The sequence below is a fragment of the Escherichia sp. GZ89 genome (assembly GCF_019366485.1).
Classification (GTDB): domain Bacteria; phylum Pseudomonadota; class Gammaproteobacteria; order Enterobacterales; family Enterobacteriaceae; genus Escherichia; species Escherichia fergusonii.
Map to the genome: position 1 here is coordinate 132,192 of NZ_JAEOHX010000007.1, position 20,533 is coordinate 152,724.

The following is a 20,533-nucleotide window of genomic DNA, read 5'->3' on the forward strand; positions in this document are numbered from 1 at the left end:
TCCTGCTTGAACAATAAAAGCGTTATGGTAACGCCTGCGGTTTGTACCGACCATTCTTTATTGTGATGGTGCGGGAAGCCAGGCTTCGGTAAATTCAAACCAACCGCGCGGAGTCAGTCGCACACCGTTCACGCCGGGAGGGGCGCTAATGCGATAGTGATAGTTGAACAGCGGCGTCAGCGTCGCGTCTGCCATTAACTGGCTAAAGACCGTTTTCAGGGCATTAAATCGGTTTTCCTCATCAGGCATTACTTGCACAGCGTCCAGTGTCGATTGCAAATGTGCATATGCTGGAGCGTCGAAAACATGTGGCCACAGTGGATCGCAACGCAGCCATTGCTCCAGGGTATATTCCGGTGCTTCGCCAATTAACCTGTCGCCCATCATGAGGTCTGCGTGTGCCAGTAGGGTCGTGTCGTCCCAGTTTTTTGCGTTATGAAAAATAATTGTAAGTTCACAGCCTTCCGCGGCCAGTGTCGCCTGTAGGCGTTCTGCCATGGTATGAAGTTCTATCGGTAGGTGATAAACCAGCGTCAAGGTTTCTGGTAGTTTGACGTCATCCGGTACTTGCCATTGCGGAATCGTCCAGCCTGGCAGTAATGCATGACTGGCGGTGATCAGGTTTTCTCCGACTTCTAACGTTTGTAATAAACCGGATTGATGAATAATGGAGATCACTTTTCGCGCCTGCCAGAGGGACAGTCGGGGGCTTTTGCGCAACGTTAAATAGCAAAAACCTAAACTGATGCCGCTACTGACCTGGCTAACCTGTGTTAACTCCTCAGGCTTGCCGATGGTTATTTGCACGGGATGCTGGCAACTGGTTCCCAAATCATTTTCAAAAAGCGGCGGAGCTATCCAGTACTCAACCGCTTTAAGCAGCGGATGACATAAATGGTAATAATCATGGCTTTCGAGTCGCACCAGTTCCGCTGTGAATTGTGTTAAGCGAAAAGGGCCTGTGCCGATCTGTTGGAATTGTGGATGCGCAAGATGGCTGCAATAGCTCGCCAGTCGGTGTGCAAGCCAGTAATCGGGGCGATGTAAAAAGAAGGTCAGACACTGCGGATGGGTGACTTCAATACGCTTCACGCTAATAAATAATTGATGCAGTGCCGGCAGCTGTAACAGCATCAATAACCGCTGGTGTAAGTGTGTGGCTTTTACTACATCGCCGTTATGCCAGTGTAGGGTTGAGCGAAGATAAAAGTCCCAGCGTAACCCGTCAGCAGAGGTTTCCCAGTGATGCGCTAAATCGCCAATCGGGCTCTGGGTATTATTATCGAAGCGGGTCAGGCCGGAAAATATTTGCCCGGCGAGATGCTGCTCGGCACGGCCGGGCAAAAAGCCCGGTTGTAACGGTTCGAGCGGGCGATAGTAGGGAATACGCAACGTAGGCGTATCGTTTTGCCATTGCCCGCCCATAAACGGCTGTAACAGAGTGCGCAGCTCACCTGGGGCCAGTTGCGCCAGTTCCAGCACATCTTGCTGCTTTCCGGTTTCCAGTGCTTGTTCCATCATCGCATAGCGTAGCGATTCCGGCGTGACCAGAAAGCGTAGTTGCCCGCGCTTTCCGCGTCCTGACTGCGCCTGCCACTCCAGCCATCCCACCTCCTGTGCCTGACGTAACAGCGTACGAACATGGCGTTCGCTGCAAAAACAGCGTTCAGCCAGTTCGCCAATAGTGACAGATTGCGGCTTTCCGGCGGAAGGTTGCCATAGTCGTTGATACTGGTTAAGACGGTTAAGCAGTCGCATATAAACCCGGAACAATATTATTTAACTATTCACTATTACTTCCGTATATATCAGGTGATACTCAATCACTATTAACCGTGTCACAGAGTGGAGAAAGAAATGGCTCGTCTGGCAGCATTTGATATGGATGGCACTTTATTGATGCCTGACCATCATTTAGGTGAGAAAACCCTCTCCACTTTGGCGCGACTGCGTGAACGCGACATTACCCTCACTTTTGCCACGGGGCGTCATGCGCTGGAGATGCAGCATATTCTCGGGGCGCTATCGCTGGATGCATATTTGATTACCGGCAACGGAACGCGCGTGCATTCTCTGGAAGGTGAACTTTTACATCGTGATGATTTACCTGCGGATGTCGCGGAGCTGGTGCTGTATCAGCAATGGGATACCCGAGCAAGCATGCATATCTTCAATGACGATGGTTGGTTTACCGGGAAAGAGATCCCTGCGTTGTTGCAGGCATTTGTCTATAGCGGTTTTCGTTATCAGATAATCGATGTCAAAAAAATGCCACTCGATCGCGTCACCAAGATCTGCTTCTGTGGCGATCATGACGATCTTACACGCTTGCAGATCCAGCTACACGAAGCATTAGGCGAGCGTGCACATTTATGTTTTTCCGCCACGGATTGCCTCGAAGTGCTGCCGGTGGGCTGCAATAAAGGCGCTGCATTGACGGTGCTGACCCAACATTTAGGTTTATCGTTGCGCGATTGCATGGCCTTTGGTGATGCGATGAACGATCGCGAAATGTTAGGCAGCGTCGGTAGCGGCTTTATTATGGGCAATGCGATGCCGCAACTGCGCGCGGAACTCCCGCATTTACCGGTGATAGGACACTGCCGAAATCAGGCTGTCTCTCACTATTTGACACACTGGCTGGACAATCCACATCTACCTTATTCCCCCGAATAACGAGATCCCTTCCAGCACCGGGCAATTGCCCGGTTTTTTTTGCGTTGAATTTGTCATTTTGTGCCGTGATGTTTAAACCGCACAGAATAAATTGTCGCGATTTCACCTTTAAAATAGAATTAAAAGAGAAAAAAATTCTCTGTGGAAGGGTTATGTTAGATAAAATTGACCGTAAGCTGCTGGCCTTACTACAGCAGGATTGCACCCTCTCTTTGCAGGCATTGGCTGAAGCCGTTAATCTGACAACCACGCCTTGCTGGAAGCGACTGAAACGGTTGGAGGATGACGGTATCCTTATCGGCAAAGTCGCCCTGTTGGACCCGGAAAAAATTGGCCTCGGTCTGACCGCCTTTGTACTGATAAAAACGCAACATCACAGCAGCGAATGGTATTGCCGCTTTGTGACGGTGGTTACTGAAATGCCAGAAGTGCTGGGGTTCTGGCGCATGGCCGGTGAATACGATTATCTGATGCGCGTCCAGGTTGCCGACATGAAACGCTACGACGAGTTTTATAAGCGTCTGGTAAACAGCGTGCCGGGGCTGTCGGACGTCACTTCCAGCTTCGCGATGGAACAGATTAAATACACCACTTCTTTACCCATCGAATAAATATCCAGAATCAGGTCAGGACACTACGCGTGCGATTATTTGCTCAATTAAGCTGGTATTTCCGTCGGGAATGGCGTCGCTATCTCGGGGCTGTTGCCTTGCTTGTCATTATCGCGATGCTGCAACTGGTTCCGCCGAAAGTGGTTGGTATTGTTGTCGATGGCGTGACAGAACAACACTTTACTACCGGGCAGATCCTGATGTGGATCGCCACCATGGTGCTGATTGCTGTTGTGGTTTATCTCCTGCGTTACGTCTGGCGCGTATTGCTGTTTGGCGCGTCTTATCAACTGGCTGTTGAACTGCGTGAAGATTATTACCGTCAGCTAAGCCGGCAGCATCCTGAGTTTTACCTGCGTCATCGCACGGGGGACCTCATGGCTCGTGCGACCAATGACGTCGATCGGGTCGTGTTTGCCGCCGGAGAAGGGGTGCTGACGCTGGTGGATTCACTGGTGATGGGCTGCGCTGTGTTGATTATGATGTCTACGCAAATTAGCTGGCAGTTGACCTTATTTGCCCTGTTACCTATGCCAGTGATGGCGATCATGATTAAGCGCAACGGCGATGCCTTGCATGAACGCTTTAAGCTGGCACAGGCGGCGTTTTCCAGTCTTAATGACCGCACCCAGGAAAGCCTCACCAGTATCCGCATGATCAAAGCCTTTGGTCTGGAAGATCGCCAGTCGGCGTTATTTGCCGCGGATGCCGAAGATACCGGCAAAAAAAACATGCGGGTGGCGCGTATTGATGCTCGTTTCGACCCGACCATCTATATCGCGATTGGTATGGCGAACTTGCTGGCGATTGGCGGCGGTAGTTGGATGGTGGTGCAGGGCAGTTTAACGCTGGGCCAGCTCACCAGTTTTATGATGTATTTAGGTCTGATGATTTGGCCGATGCTGGCTCTGGCATGGATGTTTAACATTGTGGAACGTGGTAGTGCTGCGTACAGCCGTATTCGCGCTATGCTGGCTGAAGCACCGGTGGTGATCGATGGTAGCGAACCCGTGCCGGAAGGACGTGGCGAACTGGATGTAAATATTCGCCAGTTTGCGTATCCGCATACTGACCATCCTGCGCTGGAAAACATTAATTTCGCACTGAAACCCGGTCAGATGCTGGGTATTTGCGGGCCGACTGGTTCCGGCAAAAGTACCCTGTTGTCGCTCATTCAGCGTCATTTCGACGTCAGTGAGGGAGATATCCGCTTTCATGATATTCCCTTGCCGCAGCTGCAACTCGATAGCTGGCGTAGCCGCCTGGCGGTGGTCAGCCAGACGCCATTCCTTTTTTCCGACACCGTGGCGAATAACATCGCGTTGGGTTGCCCGAATGCCACCCAACAAGAGATTGAGCATGTCGCGCGGTTAGCCAGCGTACATGACGATATTTTGCGTCTACCGCAAGGTTACGATACAGAGGTGGGCGAGCGCGGTGTGATGCTTTCTGGCGGGCAAAAACAGCGTATTTCCATTGCTCGTGCGTTACTGGTGAATGCGGAAATCCTTATTCTGGATGATGCGCTTTCGGCGGTGGACGGACGCACAGAGCACCAGATCCTGCATAACCTGCGCCAGTGGGGGCAGGGAAGAACGGTAATCATCAGTGCCCATCGCCTTTCTGCACTGACGGAAGCCAGTGAAATTATTGTGATGCAGCACGGACATATCGCCCAGCGTGGCAATCATGACGCACTGGCGCAACAAAGCGGCTGGTATCGCGATATGTATCGCTATCAACAACTGGAGGCGGCGCTCGACGACGCTCCGGAAATTCGCGAGGAGGCCATCGATGCGTAGTTTTAGCCAACTCTGGCCGACTCTCAAGCGCCTGTTAGCGTACGGTTCGCCGTGGCGTAAACCGTTGGGGATTGCGGTCCTGATGATGTGGGTTGCGGCGGCGGCGGAAGTCAGTGGGCCGCTGCTTATCAGCTATTTTATCGACAATATGGTGGCGAAAAATAACCTGCCGTTGAAAGTGGTTGCCGGGCTGGCTGCGGCGTATGTTGGGCTACAACTGTTTGCCGCCGGGCTACATTACACGCAGTCGCTGCTGTTTAATCGGGCGGCGGTTGGCGTGGTACAACAGTTGCGCACGGATGTGATGGATGCCGCGTTGCGCCAGCCATTAAGCGAGTTTGATACCCAGCCTGTCGGGCAGGTGATTTCCCGTGTTACCAATGACACTGAAGTGATCCGTGATCTCTACGTTACCGTAGTGGCAACGGTCCTGCGTAGCGCCGCCCTGGTGGGTGCGATGCTGGTGGCAATGTTCAGCCTCGACTGGCGAATGGCGCTGGTGGCGATAATGATTTTCCCGGTGGTGCTGGTGGTGATGGTGATATACCAGCGTTACAGCACGCCAATTGTCCGCCGTGTGCGCGCTTATCTGGCGGATATCAACGACGGCTTTAACGAAATCATCAACGGCATGAGCGTCATCCAGCAGTTCCGTCAGCAGGCGCGATTTGGCGAACGTATGGGGGAGGCCAGTCGTTCACACTATATGGCGAGGATGCAAACCCTGCGCCTCGATGGTTTTTTACTGCGACCCCTGCTGAGTCTCTTTTCTTCGCTCATTCTTTGTGGCTTGTTGATGCTGTTTGGCTTCTCCGCCAGTGGCACCATTGAAGTGGGCGTGCTGTATGCGTTTATCAGCTATCTTGGGCGACTTAACGAACCCTTAATCGAACTGACCACGCAACAAGCGATGCTTCAACAGGCTGTTGTTGCTGGTGAGCGCGTGTTTGAGCTGATGGACGGACCGCGCCAGCAATATGGCAATGATGATCGCCCCTTACAGAGCGGCAACATTGAAGTCGATAACGTGTCATTTGCTTATCGCGATGACAATCTGGTACTGAAGAACATTAATCTCTCGGTGCCTTCGCGCAACTTTGTGGCGCTGGTGGGGCATACCGGCAGTGGTAAAAGTACCCTCGCCAGTTTATTGATGGGCTATTACCCGCTAACGGAAGGTGATATTCGCCTTGATGGTCGTCCATTAAGTTCGCTAAGTCACAGCGCGCTGCGCCAGGGCGTGGCAATGGTGCAGCAAGATCCGGTAGTGCTGGCGGATACATTCCTCGCCAACGTGACGCTGGGACGTGATATCGCCGAAGAACGCGTCTGGCAGGCGCTGGAAACTGTGCAACTGGCGGAGTTGGCGCGCAGCATGAGCGATGGTATTTATACGCCGCTAGGCGAGCAGGGGAATAATCTCTCGGTTGGGCAAAAGCAACTGCTGGCACTGGCGCGCGTGCTGGTGGAGACGCCGCAAATCCTGATCCTTGATGAGGCAACCGCCAGCATTGACTCCGGTACTGAACAGGCGATTCAACACGCACTGGCGGCGGTGCGTGAACACACTACGCTTGTGGTGATTGCTCACCGCTTATCGACCATTGTCGATGCCGACACCATTCTGGTTCTTCATCGTGGTCAGGCTGTGGAACAGGGGACTCACCAGCAACTGCTGGCCGCCCAGGGGCGCTACTGGCAGATGTATCAACTGCAACTTGCGGGCGAAGAGCTGGCAGCCAGCGTGCGTGAAGATGAATCATTGAGCGCCTGAATAGCGCAATATTTCATCGTTGGTGCAAAAATGTAACGCACTGTGCACTGTCATAGTGCGTTTTTGTTTTCAATCTTCTTAACTTCCTGCTCTCTTTCTCGTTTTTCATTTCTGGCACACCGCTTGCAATACCTTATTCGTGTAGCAGAACCATTACCGAATTCTGACCGGAGGGGATCTATGAAGCTGGTGACCGTGATAATCAAACCATTCAAGCTGGAAGACGTTCGTGAAGCGTTATCTTCCATTGGTATTCAGGGCCTGACCGTCACCGAAGTGAAAGGTTTCGGGCGTCAGAAAGGGCATGCCGAGCTGTACCGGGGGGCGGAATACAGCGTCAACTTTCTGCCAAAAGTAAAAATTGATGTGGCGATTGCTGATGACCAACTCGATGAAGTGATCGATATCGTCAGCAAAGCGGCTTACACCGGAAAAATTGGCGACGGCAAAATCTTCGTCGCTGAATTGCAACGCGTCATTCGTATTCGTACCGGCGAAGCCGACGAAGCGGCGCTGTAATCTCTGGCACACAGCAACAGGAACGAAAAATGAAGATAGCGACGATAAAAACTGGGCTTGCTTCACTGGCGATGCTGCCGGGACTGGTAATGGCTGCACCTGCGGTGGCCGATAAAGCTGACAATGCGTTTATGATGATTTGTACTGCGCTGGTGCTGTTTATGACTATTCCGGGGATTGCCCTGTTTTACGGTGGGTTAATTCGCGGCAAAAATGTGCTGTCGATGCTGACGCAGGTGACGGTGACGTTTGCACTGGTCTGTATTCTCTGGGTGGTTTACGGTTACTCGCTGGCGTTTGGTGAGGGCAACAACTTCTTTGGCAACATTAACTGGTTGATGCTGAAAAACATCGAACTGACGGCGGTGATGGGCAGCATTTATCAGTATATCCACGTGGCGTTTCAGGGATCGTTTGCCTGCATTACCGTCGGCTTGATCGTCGGGGCGCTGGCGGAACGGATCCGCTTCTCAGCTGTGCTGATTTTCGTGGTGGTATGGCTGACGCTCTCTTACATTCCGATTGCGCATATGGTCTGGGGCGGCGGTTTGCTGGCTTCTCACGGTGCGCTGGATTTTGCGGGTGGCACGGTGGTGCACATTAACGCCGCAATTGCTGGTCTGGTGGGCGCATATCTGATTGGCAAACGCGTGGGCTTCGGCAAAGAGGCGTTTAAACCGCACAACCTGCCGATGGTCTTTACCGGTACTGCCATTCTCTATATCGGTTGGTTTGGCTTTAACGCCGGGTCAGCGGGCACGGCGAATGAAATTGCAGCACTGGCATTTGTGAACACTGTGGTCGCAACGGCGGCGGCAATTCTTGGCTGGATCTTCGGTGAATGGGCGCTGCGCGGTAAGCCTTCACTGCTGGGGGCGTGTTCTGGCGCGATTGCCGGTCTGGTCGGCGTGACGCCAGCCTGTGGCTACATTGGTGTTGGCGGCGCGTTGATTATCGGCGTAGTCGCTGGTCTGGCGGGTTTGTGGGGCGTTACCATGCTCAAACGCTTGCTGCGGGTGGATGATCCCTGCGATGTCTTCGGTGTGCACGGCGTTTGTGGCATTGTCGGCTGTATCATGACCGGGATTTTTGCAGCCAGCTCGCTGGGCGGCGTGGGCTTCGCTGAAGGTGTGACGATGGGCCATCAGTTGCTGGTACAGCTGGAAAGCATTGCCATTACGATTGTCTGGTCCGGTGTGGTGGCGTTTATTGGCTACAAACTGGCGGATCTGACGGTTGGTCTGCGTGTACCGGAAGAACAGGAGCGAGAAGGGCTGGACGTCAACAGCCACGGCGAAAATGCCTATAACGCGTAATAAGCACTGCAAAAAACAGCCGGACGGTTTTCACCTCCGGCTATTTTTTTAATTGTGATTACGCATTACCCCTTCCTGAACGGTCGAGGCAATCAGCACGCCGTCCTGGGTATAAAACTCACCGCGCACAAAGCCGCGTGCGCTGGACGCCGAGGTGCTCTCCACGCTATACAGCAGCCATTCATTCAAATTAAACGGGCGATGGAACCACATGGAATGGTCAATGGTGGCAATCTGAATCCCCGGTTCGAGAAAACCGATGCCGTGCGGCTGTAGAGCTACCGGCAGGAAATTAAGGTCAGAAGCGTAACCGAGCAGATACTGATGAACGCGCAGATCATCCGGTACGCTACCATTTGCGCGGATCCATACCTGACGATGCGGTTCTGCGACATGCCCTTTCAGTGGGTTATGAAACTCCACCGGACGGACTTCCAGCGGACGATCGCAGATGAATTTATCTTTCAGCACTGGCGGCAGCAGGTGCGCCAGCGATTGGGCGATTTGAGTTTCCGAAGGCAGGCCATCAGGCGCTGGCGCGGACGGCATTGTTTTTTGATGTTCGAAACCCGCTTCTGGTGCCTGGAAAGAGGCAGTCATATAAAAAATCGGTTTGCCGTTTTGAATAGCAGCAACCCGGCGGGCGCTGAAGCTGTTACCGTCACGCAGCGTTTCGACATCATAAATAATCGGCTTCTTACTATCGCCAGGGCGAAGAAAGTAGCTGTGAAACGAATGTACCAGCCGCTCTTCAGGGACGGTCTCTTTTGCAGCATACAAGGCCTGACCCACGACCTGGCCGCCAAACACCTGGCGTAAACCTAAATCTTCACTCTGGCCGCGAAAGAGTCCTTCCTCAATTTTTTCCAGATTTAACAATGTCAGTAAATTTTTTAGCGCCTGACTCATATAACTCTCCAGTAACAAAGCTGCCGCAGCAAGCCAAAGTGAGTTGAGTATAACGCAAATTTGCCACTGGTCCGATGGGTGCAATGGTCTGAATTACGGGCTAATTACAGGCAGAAATGCGTGATGTGTGCCACACTTGTTGACGTTACTATTTTGTTAACCACTCTTCCGGCGAGGAAAGTTAGCCCGCTGGTGCATTGATAATAAGGAGAAGTGAATGAAACTCGTGCACATGGCCAGTGGTTTAGCGGTTGCGATTGCGTTGGCGGCTTGCGCAGATAAAAGCGCGGATATTCAGACGCCAGCACCGGCTGCAAATACGTCTATTTCAGCAACACAGCAACCTGCTATCCAGCAACCGAATGTTTCCGGTACCGTCTGGATCCGTCAGAAAGTCGCACTGCCGCCTGATGCCGTGCTGACCGTGACACTTTCTGACGCATCGTTAGCCGATGCACCGTCAAAAGTGCTGGCTCAAAAAGCGGTGCGTACTGAAGGTAAACAGTCACCATTCAGTTTTGTTCTGCCATTTAACCCGGCAGACGTTCAGCCGAACGCGCGTATTCTGTTGAGTGCGGCGATTACCGTGAATGACAAACTGGTATTTATCACCGATACCGTTCAGCCGGTGATCAACCAGGGCGGAACTAAAGCTGACCTGACATTGGTGCCGGTGCAGCAAACCGCCGTGCCGGTTCAGGCCAGCGGTGGCGCAACGACTACCGTACCTTCGACCTCACCAACCCAGGTGAATCCGTCTTCTGCAGTTCCGGCTCCTACGCAATATTAAACGAAGTTAACCCTCTCCGCCCGGAGAGGGTTAGTAGTTCCAGCGATAACGCTGTAAGTCGATTTGTCCGCTTCCCGATACCATCACGCCTTCTGCCAGTAATGCTTGTCGCTGACGCTGTAAATCCGGTCCGGTTAGCGAAATTGTGCCGTGGCGATTAACCACCCGGTGCCAGGGCAAGGTGCTGCCTTCCGGGAGACGCTTTAACACACCACCTACCTGGCGCGCGGCGCGGGGCGATCCCGCCAGTTTCGCGACATCACCGTAAGTGGTGACATAGCCTTCGGGAATAGCGGCTACGATTTGCCAGACGCGTTGGGGAAATGAATCTTCTTTTTCCATCTTTTCTTCCTGAGGTAATTTTTCAGCATAATCTGGAAAAACGCCCGAGTGAAGCCGCATTGCGCAAGAAACCAGCATCTGGCACGCAATGGGTTGCAATTAGCCGGGGCAGCAGTGATAATGCGCCTGCGCGTTGGTTCTCAACGCTCTCAATGGGGGCTCTGTTGGTTCTCCCGCAACGCTAGTCTGTTTACCAGGTCAGGTCCGGAAGGAAGCAGCCAAGGCAGATGACGCGTGTGCCGGGATGTAGCTGGCAGGGCCCCCACCCATTTCTGCCTCCCACCGTTTCGTCAAAAAATCCCAACATGGCTAAACTTTAACCACAACTGACGTCGCAAGAATTGTCTGGCTGCGCAGTACGCTTCGGAGGTATGTCTGATGAAGTATGTTGATGGTTTTGTGGTTGCCGTTCCTGCCGATAAAAAGGATGCCTATCGGGAAATGGCCGCTAAGGCCGCGCCATTGTTTAAAGAGTTTGGCGCGCTTCGTATTGTCGAATGCTGGGCCAGCGATGTACCGGATGGCAAAGTGACCGATTTTCGTATGGCGGTGAAAGCGGAAGAGAATGAAGAGGTTGTCTTTAGCTGGATTGAATACCCTTCAAAAGAGGTCCGCGACGCTGCTAATCAAAAGATGATGTCGGACCCACGGATGAAGGAGTTCGGCGAGTCCATGCCGTTTGATGGCAAGCGAATGATCTATGGCGGATTCGAGTCAATCATCGACGAATAGGTAGCGTGACGGGCTGTGCGGCGTGCCGTCAGCCCAAAAATTCACAAATGTTGCTCGGCCCAGCGTAAGAAATCCTCTTTCGGTAATGCCTTGCTGTAGAGCCAGCCCTGGCCGTAGTGCACGCCATGCTGGCGTAACCAGCTCTCCTGATGAGGGGTTTCAATACCTTCCGCGACCATTTTTAGCTTTAACGTTTTGGCCATCTCAACAATATGCGTGGTGACATTTTTATATTCCAGGGCATCCACGAAAGATTTATCGATCTTAAGAATATCGACATCAAGATTTTGCAAGTAACTCAGACTGGAGTAACCGGTGCCGAAATCATCAATATAAATTTCATGCCCCGCTTTGCGGTATCCGGCAATTAGCGGAGCACTGGTTTTGGGATCGGCAAACTCGCGCTCTGTCAGTTCAAGGGCGATTTGATTAGGGTTAACTTTGTAATGATTAAGCATTCTTCCTAATAGCTGTGGAATTTTTTCCGAGGCCAGAACGGAAGATTCCAGATTGATAGAGATATGTTGCTCCGGGTGTTGATTCAGCCACACTCCCATATCTTCAAATACTGTTTTAATGACCAGATGAGTCATCGATTCCAAAAGACCGGTTTGTTGGGCGAGAGGAATAAAGACTTCCGGGGAAAGGTAAGTACCGTCGGTTTGTGGCCAGCGGGCCAGTGCTTCAGCACCCACAATTTTACCGGTTGTCAAAGAGACGATTGGCTGATAATGCACTTTTATATCGCCATTATTGATCGCGTCCTGCAATCGATGATGGGGAGACTGTAATCGTCGGACAATGCGCAAAATAAACAGTGCAGAGAGTACGCCAATCAACAGTCCTAAAGGTAGCCAAATAAGCGTTTCGTGATGCCAGCTTTTTTGCAAAGGGAGTGTAGAAGACCAGGTGATGATAGAAATATTCATTTCAGGAAAAGACTGAATATTATAGATGGTGTTGTCTATTTCCAGATGTTGGTTACCCGTGTTTTTTAACAGTGCAACTACATCAGGAGGCAGTTGTTCACTACCTGAAATCACCACATGATGAGCTTCACCGATGATCGCTGCATTGATACGCCAGCTGCTGAAGGGAATAACATCGATAAAGGAAGCAGGATCGATCATCACCACATAGTGTTGGGTGCCGATGGCAACCATATAACGTTTTAAGCCAAGGTCATTTTCTTCCGTTAACCAGACCCGATAACCTTCACGGGTGATTTTCCCCGGTGCCGGGAAAGCAATCGGGGCGCTATTTTGTTCCAGTGAAGAGCAGAGCGGAACGTTATTGTTGATATAAAGGACTTCCTGAATATAGCGAAAACTGTAAGAAACCCGGCGCATTTCCATCAATTGCTCAGGGCTACAAGGGGGGCCCTGAAATGCTTCCAGTTGTTCCAGTGCTCTTTTGCCCTGGGAAGCAACTTTTTCAGCCCGTAGATTGACGCGTGAGGCGTAAATATTTAGCTCGTCAATAAATGTACTTTCAACCTGACGATGAGCAAGCCAAAGGATTAAGCCGACTGGAACAATCACGGACAAAATGAGCACGCCTGTAACAAGGCTAATCAGATGACGAGTTCTCACGAAGATATCCTTATTTACGCAGAGTAGAGAAAGTATATCTCATCAATAGATAAGCTTCGCGAATGTTATTGAGTTAATGCATAAGACAGCTGAGGGTAAAGCGTACTGGAGCAAGTACAGTACGCTGTATTTTCATCGTTACGCAGCTGCGTCGCTACGAGCCAGAGTGAAAATGTCGTAGAACGAAAGGTCGCCTTTGCGGGCGATCATTTTTTGCAGTTGTTCTTTTTGTACGCCATTTACCCGTGGGGAATGGAGAATCGCTTCTATTAAAGTGGGGGGGACGAAACGCGTGTTGTACCATTCACCGTTGTAACAGACCCGGAAATCCAGCACATCAATGTCTTCATAGCGATAACGCGGGTAAACATCAAAAAAGAAAAAGCCATTTAATAGAATAAACAAAACAACCAGCAGCCAGACTGAACCTACCAGCGTTTCCGACTGCAACATGACTGCCAGGGTGGCAAACCAGGCAACATACATGCCAATAAACAGCCCTGGATGTTTACGGATAAAGCTGATGCTAAAACGTGGCTTGTTGTCACGCTTTTCACGCTTGTTAAGATCGTCAATGGTTTCTGTGAGCAGGCGCTGTATTTCGGTCATCATTTGCCTTTGTGAGTTCTGCAACTTCTGGGGAACACCCTATTATAACAAGGTGATTGTATGAAAAAAGTAACAGATTAACCACAATTTAGCATAACAGTTACATGTTTTTTACGCAGGAACAGCCATCCTGATGCAACTGCTATAGGAGAAGAACACCTGGCGGGTATCACTGGAAGTGAACACCGTACAGGTAGCATTATGCCAACTGGGGAAGAGTTATCTTAAAACGACGCTGCTGTTATTGGTAACAAGGCGCTTAACTCACAGTTACCTGGCAATAAAACCCCAACAGCATCTTCTATTTTTCACTTTCGCTCTGTTTTTTCGAATAATTCCCCTGCAAACTTCAACCTCAAATGAAGTAAAGCTGGTAAGGGAACAATACCGGGGAAACAACATAATAAAAATTAGCGAAGCATAATCACCAAAAACAGTAAGTGTAATTCATTAACCTAACTGATGGTTGATACTCGTTTATTTATCAGATGGCATATTAGCGAATGAATTTCCATACGGAGGAGGGGATCTTGTCGTAAAGTTTATTCATGGTCAATTCAGCGAGACGGTGATCAGCTGCTGAATAAAATACCGCCAGTTCATTGTCAGAGAGTTCGTATTTATTTTTTTCGATGACACGTTCCAGCGTGTCAATTGTCTGGCAACGACGTAAACGCATCAAATAATCAGTTTTGGTTAAAGGCTTATCGGACATAAATTGTACCTATCATTTTAATAGTTTTAACACGACAAACTAACAGGGTTCGCCCTGGTGGCGTTAACAAAACAGCGGAAGAGCCTGTTTCCAGATTTTCGCCATTTCTGTAAATCCTGTGTATTAATGCCATAACTACTGAACAACATAAAAGTGTCATCCAGATATTCATCGATCTGCTCTATGAGCTTATTGTCCTCATTATACTTAATTTTGTAATTAAGTGCGAAGGTTGCAATATGCTCAATCAGTTCGTTGAGCTGCAGATTGATAGCCGAGGTTGGGTCGTTAACCCAGCCATGGTTGCTCTCTTCAAGATTTGCAAGACAGTCATGATACAGGGTTTCGCAAAGAAATTTAAGCTGTGCGATATCATGTCGTTTTGGTGAGTATTCGTCCATAACACATCCCCTTCTTAGTGGCTGTACTAATCGAACACCTTTCGGGGTAGAGACAACTAACTAACCGCGGGCTTGCCCTCTCGTCTGATGATTTAACTATAATCTACTCTAATAAAGATTTCATCGGCATATTACGAAAAATTACAAATAGCTGAAATGCATGATGACGTTACCTTATTGCATTTTAGCACGTAATTACCGAAAGAAGATTGGCGATCATCTGGTTGTTTTTAACATGCCAGTGCTGCCAGAAGAGGCATTCTCCAGACATATCAATACAAAAAGATAATGCCAAAATAGCTTGCATTCATAAAAACATTCTTATTTAACAGGGAAAATAAGAATTTACCGATGTTCTTGAGAATAGCCTTCAAACAGGCAGGGGATTATATCGTTAATTTTTGAAAGATAAAATATGCAGGCCAACAATAAGCCTTTTTTATGATTTTTGGCGCTAAAAAGGCCGCTTTCGCGGCCTTAACAATACCTTCTGGCGAGGATCTTAGTGATGCTCAACCTTGTGGCTATGTTCTAAGTCTTCGCTTTTACGGCTAAAGCGACGACGAACCACGACGAAGAACACCGGTACAAAGAAGATTGCCAGTACCGTTGCGGTCACCATCCCGCCCATTACGCCAGTACCTACGGCGTTCTGCGCGCCAGAACCAGCACCAGTACTGATAACCAGCGGCATAACGCCGAGGATAAACGCCAGCGAGGTCATCAGGATCGGACGTAAACGCATCCGCACCGCATCAAGCGTCGCTTCAATCAGACCTTTACCTTCTTTATCCATCAAGTCTTTGGCGAATTCGACGATAAGTATCGCGTTCTTCGCCGACAACCCAATGGTTGTGAGCAGGCCTACCTGGAAGTACACGTCATTGGTCAGGCCACGGAAGGTGGCTGCCAGCAAGGCACCGATAACCCCCAGCGGAACGACCAGCATAACGGAGAACGGAATCGACCAGCTCTCGTACAGCGCCGCCAGACACAGGAACACGACAATCAACGAAATCGCGTACAGTGAAGGGGCCTGGTTACCGGAGAGACGTTCCTGATAGGACATCCCCGTCCAGTCGTAGCCAACACCGGTAGGCAGTTTGCTCGCCAGTTGTTCCATCAGTTCCATTGCTTCACCGGTACTTTTACCCGGTGCTGCCTGGCCTAAGATTTCCATGGATGGCAGGCCGTTGTAACGTTCCAGACGCGGCGAGCCGTACTCCCAACGAGAAGAGGAGAACGCCGAGAACGGTACCATCTGACCATCAGCAGCACGAACATACCAGTCGCCGATATCATCCGGCAGCATACGGTATTTTGCTTCTGACATGACGTAAACTTTCTTCACACGACCACGGTCGATAAAGTCGTTCACGTAGCTGCCGCCCCATGCAGCGCCCAGGGTAGTGTTAATATCGTTAATAGAAACACCCAGTGCCTGAGCTTTCTCCTGGTCGATATCAATCTTGAACTGCGGTGTATCTTCCAGACCGTTTGGACGCACGCTGGTCAGCAGATCAGGATGCTTCGCTGCTTCTGCAAGCAGTTGGTTACGTGCCTGAGTCAGTTTTTCGTGACCAAGGCCCGCCTGGTCAATCAGCTCAAAGTCGAAGCCGGTTGCCGTACCCAGTTCCACAATCGCAGGCAGGTTAAAGGCGAAGACCATCGCATCTTTGATTTGCGAGAATGCACGAGTTGCACGCATGGTAATCGCTTCAACTTTGTTTTCTTCGCCCGGGCGATCGGCCCAATCCTTCAAGGAAACGAACGCAATACCGGTATTCTGACCACGTCCCGCAAAGCCGAAGCCGTTAACGGCGAACACCGACTCAACGTTGTTCTTCTCTTTGGTCAGATAGTAATTCGTTACCTCATTGAGCACTTTCTGCGTACGTTCCTGCGTTGCACCTGCTGGCAGCTGAACCATGGTCATAAATACGCCCTGGTCCTCATCTGGCAAGAAGGAGCTTGGCAGACGCACAAACAGATAGGCCATGCCGACCACGATGATTAGATACAGCACCAGGTAACGCCCCGTACTGCGCAGAATACCGCCTACGCTGTCGGTGTAGTGGTGCGTGCTCTTCTCGAACATGCGGTTAAACCAGCCGAAGAAGCCTTTTTTGCCTTCCCCATGATCGCCTTTGGCAATTGGTTTCAGCATGGTGGCACAAAGAGCCGGAGTCAGGATCAACGCCACCAGTACCGACAGCGCCATTGCTGAAACAATGGTAATGGAGAACTGACGATAGATTGCCCCGGTAGAACCGCCAAAGAAGGCCATCGGTACGAACACCGCCGACAGCACCATCGCGATACCGACCAGAGCGCCCTGAATCTGCCCCATCGACTTACGGGTGGCTTCTTTTGGCGGCAAACCTTCTTCCGCCATCACACGCTCAACGTTTTCTACTACAACGATGGCGTCATCCACCAACAAGCCGATGGCGAGCACCATCCCGAACATTGTTAGCGTGTTTATCGAGAAACCAAAGGCGGCAAGGACGGCAAAGGTCCCAAGCAATACTACCGGTACGGCAATGGTCGGGATCAACGTCGCGCGGAAGTTCTGCAGGAACAGATACATAACCAGGAATACGAGGATGATCGCTTCGACCAGAGTTTTTACCACTTCGTGAATAGAGATTTTCACGAACGGTGTGGTGTCGTACGGGTAAACAATTTTCAGACCCGACGGGAAGAACGGTTCCATCTTCGCCAGTTCAGCACGGATTGCCGCAGCGGTATCCAGCGCGTTCGCGCCAGTCGCCAGCTTGATCCCCAGACCGGAAGCCGGTTGGCCGTTAAACTCTGCGATGATGTCGTAGTTTTCACCACCCAGCTCAATTTTCGCGACGTCACGCAGCAGAACGCGGGAACCATCCTGATTTACTTTCAGCAAGATTTTGCCGAACTCTTCAGTAGAGGTCAGACGCGTCTGAGCGATAATAGAGGCGTTAAGCTGTTGGCCTTTCACCGGTGGTGTACCACCGAGCTGACCGGCGGCAACCTGGGCGTTCTGCGCTTTGATGGCGGTAATGACATCAACCGGCGTTAGCTGGTATTTGTTCAGTTCATTCGGGTTCATCCAGATACGCATCGCGTACTGAGAACCGAAAAGCTGAACGTCACCCACGCCCGACGTTCGGCTGATGGCGTCTTTCATATTCGCCGCCACGTAGTCGGAGATATCCTCCTGCGTCATGGTGCCATCGGTGTTGATAACGCCGACAACCATCAGGAAGCTACTGGACGATTTCTCAACGCTCACCCCTTGCTGCTGTACTTCTTGCGGCAGCAACGGCATTGCCAGCTGCAGTTTGTTCTGCACCTGAACCTGCGCGATATCCGCATCAGTACCAGACTCAAAGGTCAGGGTGATCTGCACGGTACCCGTGGAGTCACTGTTAGAGGACATGTACATCAGGTTATCGATACCATTCATATTCTGTTCGATAACCTGTGTCACAGTGTCCTGCACTGTTTTCGCATCAGCGCCGGGGTAGGAGGCGGAGATCGTTACTGCCGGCGGTGCAATCGTAGGATATTGCGCCACCGGCAGTTTGAGGATCGCCAGCCCCCCTGCCAACATGATAATGATGGCGATCACCCACGCAAAAATCGGGCGATCGATAAAGAAATTAGGCATGTCTTAACGGCTCCTGTTTAAGTTAAGACTTGGACTGTTCAGGCTGAGTACCGCTTGCGGCTTGCTGGTTATTATCAGCGGTAACTTCTTGTGCTTTTACCTGGACACCAGGACGCACTTTCTGCAGCCCACTTATTACTACGCGATCGCCTGCTTTCAGACCTTCTGTCACCAGCCACTTATCGCCAATAGCCTGGCTTGCAACGATCGGACGGGTTTCCACTTTGTCATCTGCGCCAACCACCAGTACGGTAGCATCGCCACGCGGTGTACGGGTTACACCCTGTTGCGGGACTAAAATGGCGTTTGGATTAAGCCCTTCTTCCAGACGTGCACGCACGAACATACCCGGCAGCAGAGTATGATCCGGGTTCGGGAAGATAGCGCGTAGGGTGATAGACCCGGTGGTCTGATCGACAGTAACGTCAGAGAACTCCAGCGTACCGTCCTGTGGGAACTTAATGCCGTCACTGGTGATCAGCGACACTTTGGCTTTGCCGTTCTCTTGTTTCAGCGTGCCATTTGCCAGTTCCTGTTTCAGGCGCAGAAAGTCGTTGCTGGACTGAGTCACATCAACATAGATCGGATCAAGTTGCTGTACGGTTGCCAGCGCAGTCGCCTGACCGTTTTGCACCAGGGCACCTTCAGTCACATTCGACTTACCAATGCGACCATTAATTGGAGAGGTGACTTTGGTGTATGCCAGGTTAATTCGTGCGGTTTCAACAGCCGCTTTCGCCGCGGTCACCGCTGCGTTAGCCTGTTGCGCATCAGCCAGAGCCTGATCGTACTCTTGCTTACTGATGTACTGCGTACCCAGCAGTTTCTGATAACGATTCACCGTCAATTGCGCGATATTGGCTGCAGCCTGGGCTTTCGCTAAATCGCCTTTCGCGCTGTCATAGGCAGCCTGATAAGTTGCAGGATCAATCTGATACAGAGAGACGCCAGCTTCGATATCACTGCCTTCTTTAAAATTGCGCTTCAGGATAATACCGCTAACCTGAGGACGGACTTCCGCAATACGGAAAGCGCTGGTACGCCCCGGAAGCTCAGTAGTGATTTGTAGAGGTTCAGTTTTGAGCGTCACAACCCCAACTTCTGGCATCTGCTGGCCCCCTTGTTGGGCCTGTTTGTCGTCGCATCCTGTTAGCGCTAAGCTGCCTGAAAGCAACAGAACGGCCGCCAGAGGCGTAAATCCTCTGTTTTTGTTCATATGTAAACCTCGAGTGTCCGATTTCAAATTGATCAATGGGCAAAAAAGCCCCTAAACCCATTGCTGCGTTTATATTATCGTCGTGATATGGTACATACATTCATAAATGTATGTAAATCTAACGCCTGAAAATTCACTGACATATGGCACGAAAAACCAAACAACAAGCGCTGGAAACACGACAGCACATCCTCGATGTAGCTTTGCGTTTGTTTTCTCAGCAAGGAGTATCATCTACCTCGCTGGCAGAGATTGCAAAAGCCGCAGGCGTTACGCGTGGTGCAATCTACTGGCATTTTAAAAACAAGTCGGATTTGTTCAGTGAGATCTGGGAGTTGTCCGAGTCCAGTATCGGAGAACTTGAGCTTGAGTATCAGGCAAAATTCCCCGACGATCCACTTTCCGTTTTGCGAGAGATTTTAGTCTATATTCTTGAAGCTACTGTGACGGAAGAACGCCGACGTTTATTGATGGAAATTATATTCCATAAATGTGAGTTCGTTGGTGAAATGGCGGTAGTTCAGCAGGCTCAGCGCAATCTCTGCGTGGAAAGCTATGACCGTATCGAACAAACACTAAGACATTGTATTACTGCGAAAATGTTGCCAGAAGACCTGCTTACTCGCCGGGCAGCTATTATTATGCGCGGCTATATTTCAGGTTTAATGGAAAGCTGGTTATTTGCTCCGCAGGCTTTTGACCTGAAAAAAGAGGCGCGAGATTACGTCGCCGTCTTATTAGAAATGTATCTCTTTTGTCCATCACTGCGGGCAACCTCTGCAAAGGAATAATGACACGCTAATTCCAGGATTTATCCTGGAGGATCTCGCTGTTGCTATTCCGTCTGTCTGAGGCGTGATATTCTTGCGCCCTGACT

The 20,533-nt window shown here is 50.7% G+C and carries 18 protein-coding genes and 1 other RNA gene; 10 read left to right on the forward strand and 9 right to left on the reverse strand.

Features of this window, described 5'->3' with window-relative positions; genetic code table 11:
- Window positions 1–57: 57 nt before the first annotated feature.
- Window positions 58–1,758: an SgrR family transcriptional regulator gene (locus K0335_RS13180; protein WP_104919328.1), complete on the reverse strand. Its 1,701-nt coding sequence runs from the start codon at window positions 1,756–1,758 to the stop codon at window positions 58–60.
- 99 nt (window positions 1,759–1,857) lie between these two features.
- Here K0335_RS13180 and cof point away from each other — a divergent pair, with 99 nt between their 5' ends.
- The 6 genes from cof (at window position 1,858) to amtB (ending at window position 8,698) form a co-directional block, all read left to right on the forward strand.
- On the forward strand, window positions 1,858–2,676 hold the full coding sequence (gene cof / locus K0335_RS13185) for an HMP-PP phosphatase (RefSeq protein WP_002431404.1): 819 nt from the start codon (window positions 1,858–1,860) through the stop codon (window positions 2,674–2,676).
- A 152-nt stretch (window positions 2,677–2,828) separates the two neighbouring features.
- On the forward strand, window positions 2,829–3,287 hold the full coding sequence (decR, locus tag K0335_RS13190) for a DNA-binding transcriptional regulator DecR (RefSeq protein ID WP_000884589.1): 459 nt from the start codon (window positions 2,829–2,831) through the stop codon (window positions 3,285–3,287).
- A gap of 29 nt (window positions 3,288–3,316) precedes the next feature.
- Complete coding sequence (locus K0335_RS13195) at window positions 3,317–5,089, forward strand: SmdA family multidrug ABC transporter permease/ATP-binding protein (protein WP_104919329.1); 1,773 nt, start codon at window positions 3,317–3,319, stop codon at window positions 5,087–5,089.
- The gene (locus K0335_RS13200; RefSeq protein WP_104919330.1) at window positions 5,082–6,863 is read left to right on the forward strand and encodes a SmdB family multidrug efflux ABC transporter permease/ATP-binding protein; all 1,782 of its coding nucleotides are present in this window, start codon (window positions 5,082–5,084) and stop codon (window positions 6,861–6,863) included. Before K0335_RS13195 ends, K0335_RS13200 begins: the two co-directional genes overlap by 8 nt.
- Window positions 6,864–7,043: 180 nt before the next feature.
- Window positions 7,044–7,382, forward strand: a complete 339-nt coding sequence (gene glnK / locus K0335_RS13205; protein ID WP_000780338.1) for a P-II family nitrogen regulator — start codon at window positions 7,044–7,046, stop codon at window positions 7,380–7,382.
- A gap of 29 nt (window positions 7,383–7,411) precedes the next feature.
- A complete protein-coding gene (gene amtB, locus K0335_RS13210) occupies window positions 7,412–8,698 on the forward strand; it encodes an ammonium transporter AmtB (protein WP_000685029.1) in 1,287 nt (428 codons plus the stop codon).
- 48 nt (window positions 8,699–8,746) lie between these two features.
- Here amtB and tesB read toward each other — a convergent pair whose 3' ends face one another.
- Window positions 8,747–9,607, reverse strand: coding sequence for an acyl-CoA thioesterase II (tesB, locus tag K0335_RS13215; protein WP_002431405.1), 861 nt, complete (start codon window positions 9,605–9,607; stop codon window positions 8,747–8,749).
- Window positions 9,608–9,824: 217 nt separating this feature from the next.
- On the opposite strand from tesB, the gene K0335_RS13220 reads away from it, so the two are divergent.
- Window positions 9,825–10,397: a YbaY family lipoprotein gene (locus K0335_RS13220; RefSeq protein WP_000779831.1), complete on the forward strand. Its 573-nt coding sequence runs from the start codon at window positions 9,825–9,827 to the stop codon at window positions 10,395–10,397.
- A gap of 30 nt (window positions 10,398–10,427) precedes the next feature.
- Here K0335_RS13220 and K0335_RS13225 read toward each other — a convergent pair whose 3' ends face one another.
- The gene (locus tag K0335_RS13225; RefSeq protein ID WP_000409911.1) at window positions 10,428–10,739 is read right to left on the reverse strand and encodes an MGMT family protein; all 312 of its coding nucleotides are present in this window, start codon (window positions 10,737–10,739) and stop codon (window positions 10,428–10,430) included.
- Between the two features lie 162 nt (window positions 10,740–10,901).
- Here K0335_RS13225 and ffs point away from each other — a divergent pair.
- Window positions 10,902–10,998: signal recognition particle sRNA small type (gene ffs, locus K0335_RS13230), an RNA gene on the forward strand.
- Window positions 10,999–11,117: 119 nt separating this feature from the next.
- Window positions 11,118–11,471: a DUF1428 domain-containing protein gene (locus K0335_RS13235; RefSeq protein WP_000878140.1), complete on the forward strand. Its 354-nt coding sequence runs from the start codon at window positions 11,118–11,120 to the stop codon at window positions 11,469–11,471.
- A gap of 41 nt (window positions 11,472–11,512) precedes the next feature.
- Here the strand turns inward: K0335_RS13235 and K0335_RS13240 are convergent, their stop codons facing one another.
- The 6 genes from K0335_RS13240 to acrA form a co-directional block, all read right to left on the reverse strand.
- Window positions 11,513–13,063, reverse strand: coding sequence for an EAL domain-containing protein (locus K0335_RS13240; RefSeq protein WP_001260376.1), 1,551 nt, complete (start codon window positions 13,061–13,063; stop codon window positions 11,513–11,515).
- A gap of 138 nt (window positions 13,064–13,201) precedes the next feature.
- Window positions 13,202–13,672, reverse strand: coding sequence for a YlaC family protein (locus tag K0335_RS13245; RefSeq protein ID WP_002431406.1), 471 nt, complete (start codon window positions 13,670–13,672; stop codon window positions 13,202–13,204).
- A 496-nt stretch (window positions 13,673–14,168) separates the two neighbouring features.
- A complete protein-coding gene (locus K0335_RS13250; RefSeq protein WP_001280991.1) occupies window positions 14,169–14,387 on the reverse strand; it encodes an HHA domain-containing protein in 219 nt (72 codons plus the stop codon).
- A 26-nt stretch (window positions 14,388–14,413) separates the two neighbouring features.
- Window positions 14,414–14,788 carry an Hha toxicity modulator TomB gene (gene tomB, locus K0335_RS13255; protein WP_000344803.1) on the reverse strand — a complete coding sequence of 125 codons (375 nt, stop codon included), beginning with the start codon at window positions 14,786–14,788 and terminating at the stop codon, window positions 14,414–14,416.
- 502 nt (window positions 14,789–15,290) lie between these two features.
- Window positions 15,291–18,440: an efflux RND transporter permease AcrB gene (gene acrB, locus K0335_RS13260; RefSeq protein WP_001132493.1), complete on the reverse strand. Its 3,150-nt coding sequence runs from the start codon at window positions 18,438–18,440 to the stop codon at window positions 15,291–15,293.
- Window positions 18,441–18,462: 22 nt separating this feature from the next.
- Window positions 18,463–19,656 (reverse strand): multidrug efflux RND transporter periplasmic adaptor subunit AcrA, encoded by a 1,194-nt coding sequence (gene acrA, locus K0335_RS13265; protein ID WP_002431407.1) that lies wholly within the window; start codon window positions 19,654–19,656, stop codon window positions 18,463–18,465.
- 143 nt (window positions 19,657–19,799) lie between these two features.
- Here acrA and acrR point away from each other — a divergent pair, with 143 nt between their 5' ends.
- Window positions 19,800–20,447 carry a multidrug efflux transporter transcriptional repressor AcrR gene (acrR, locus tag K0335_RS13270; RefSeq protein ID WP_000101765.1) on the forward strand — a complete coding sequence of 216 codons (648 nt, stop codon included), beginning with the start codon at window positions 19,800–19,802 and terminating at the stop codon, window positions 20,445–20,447.
- Window positions 20,448–20,533 lie beyond the last annotated feature (86 nt).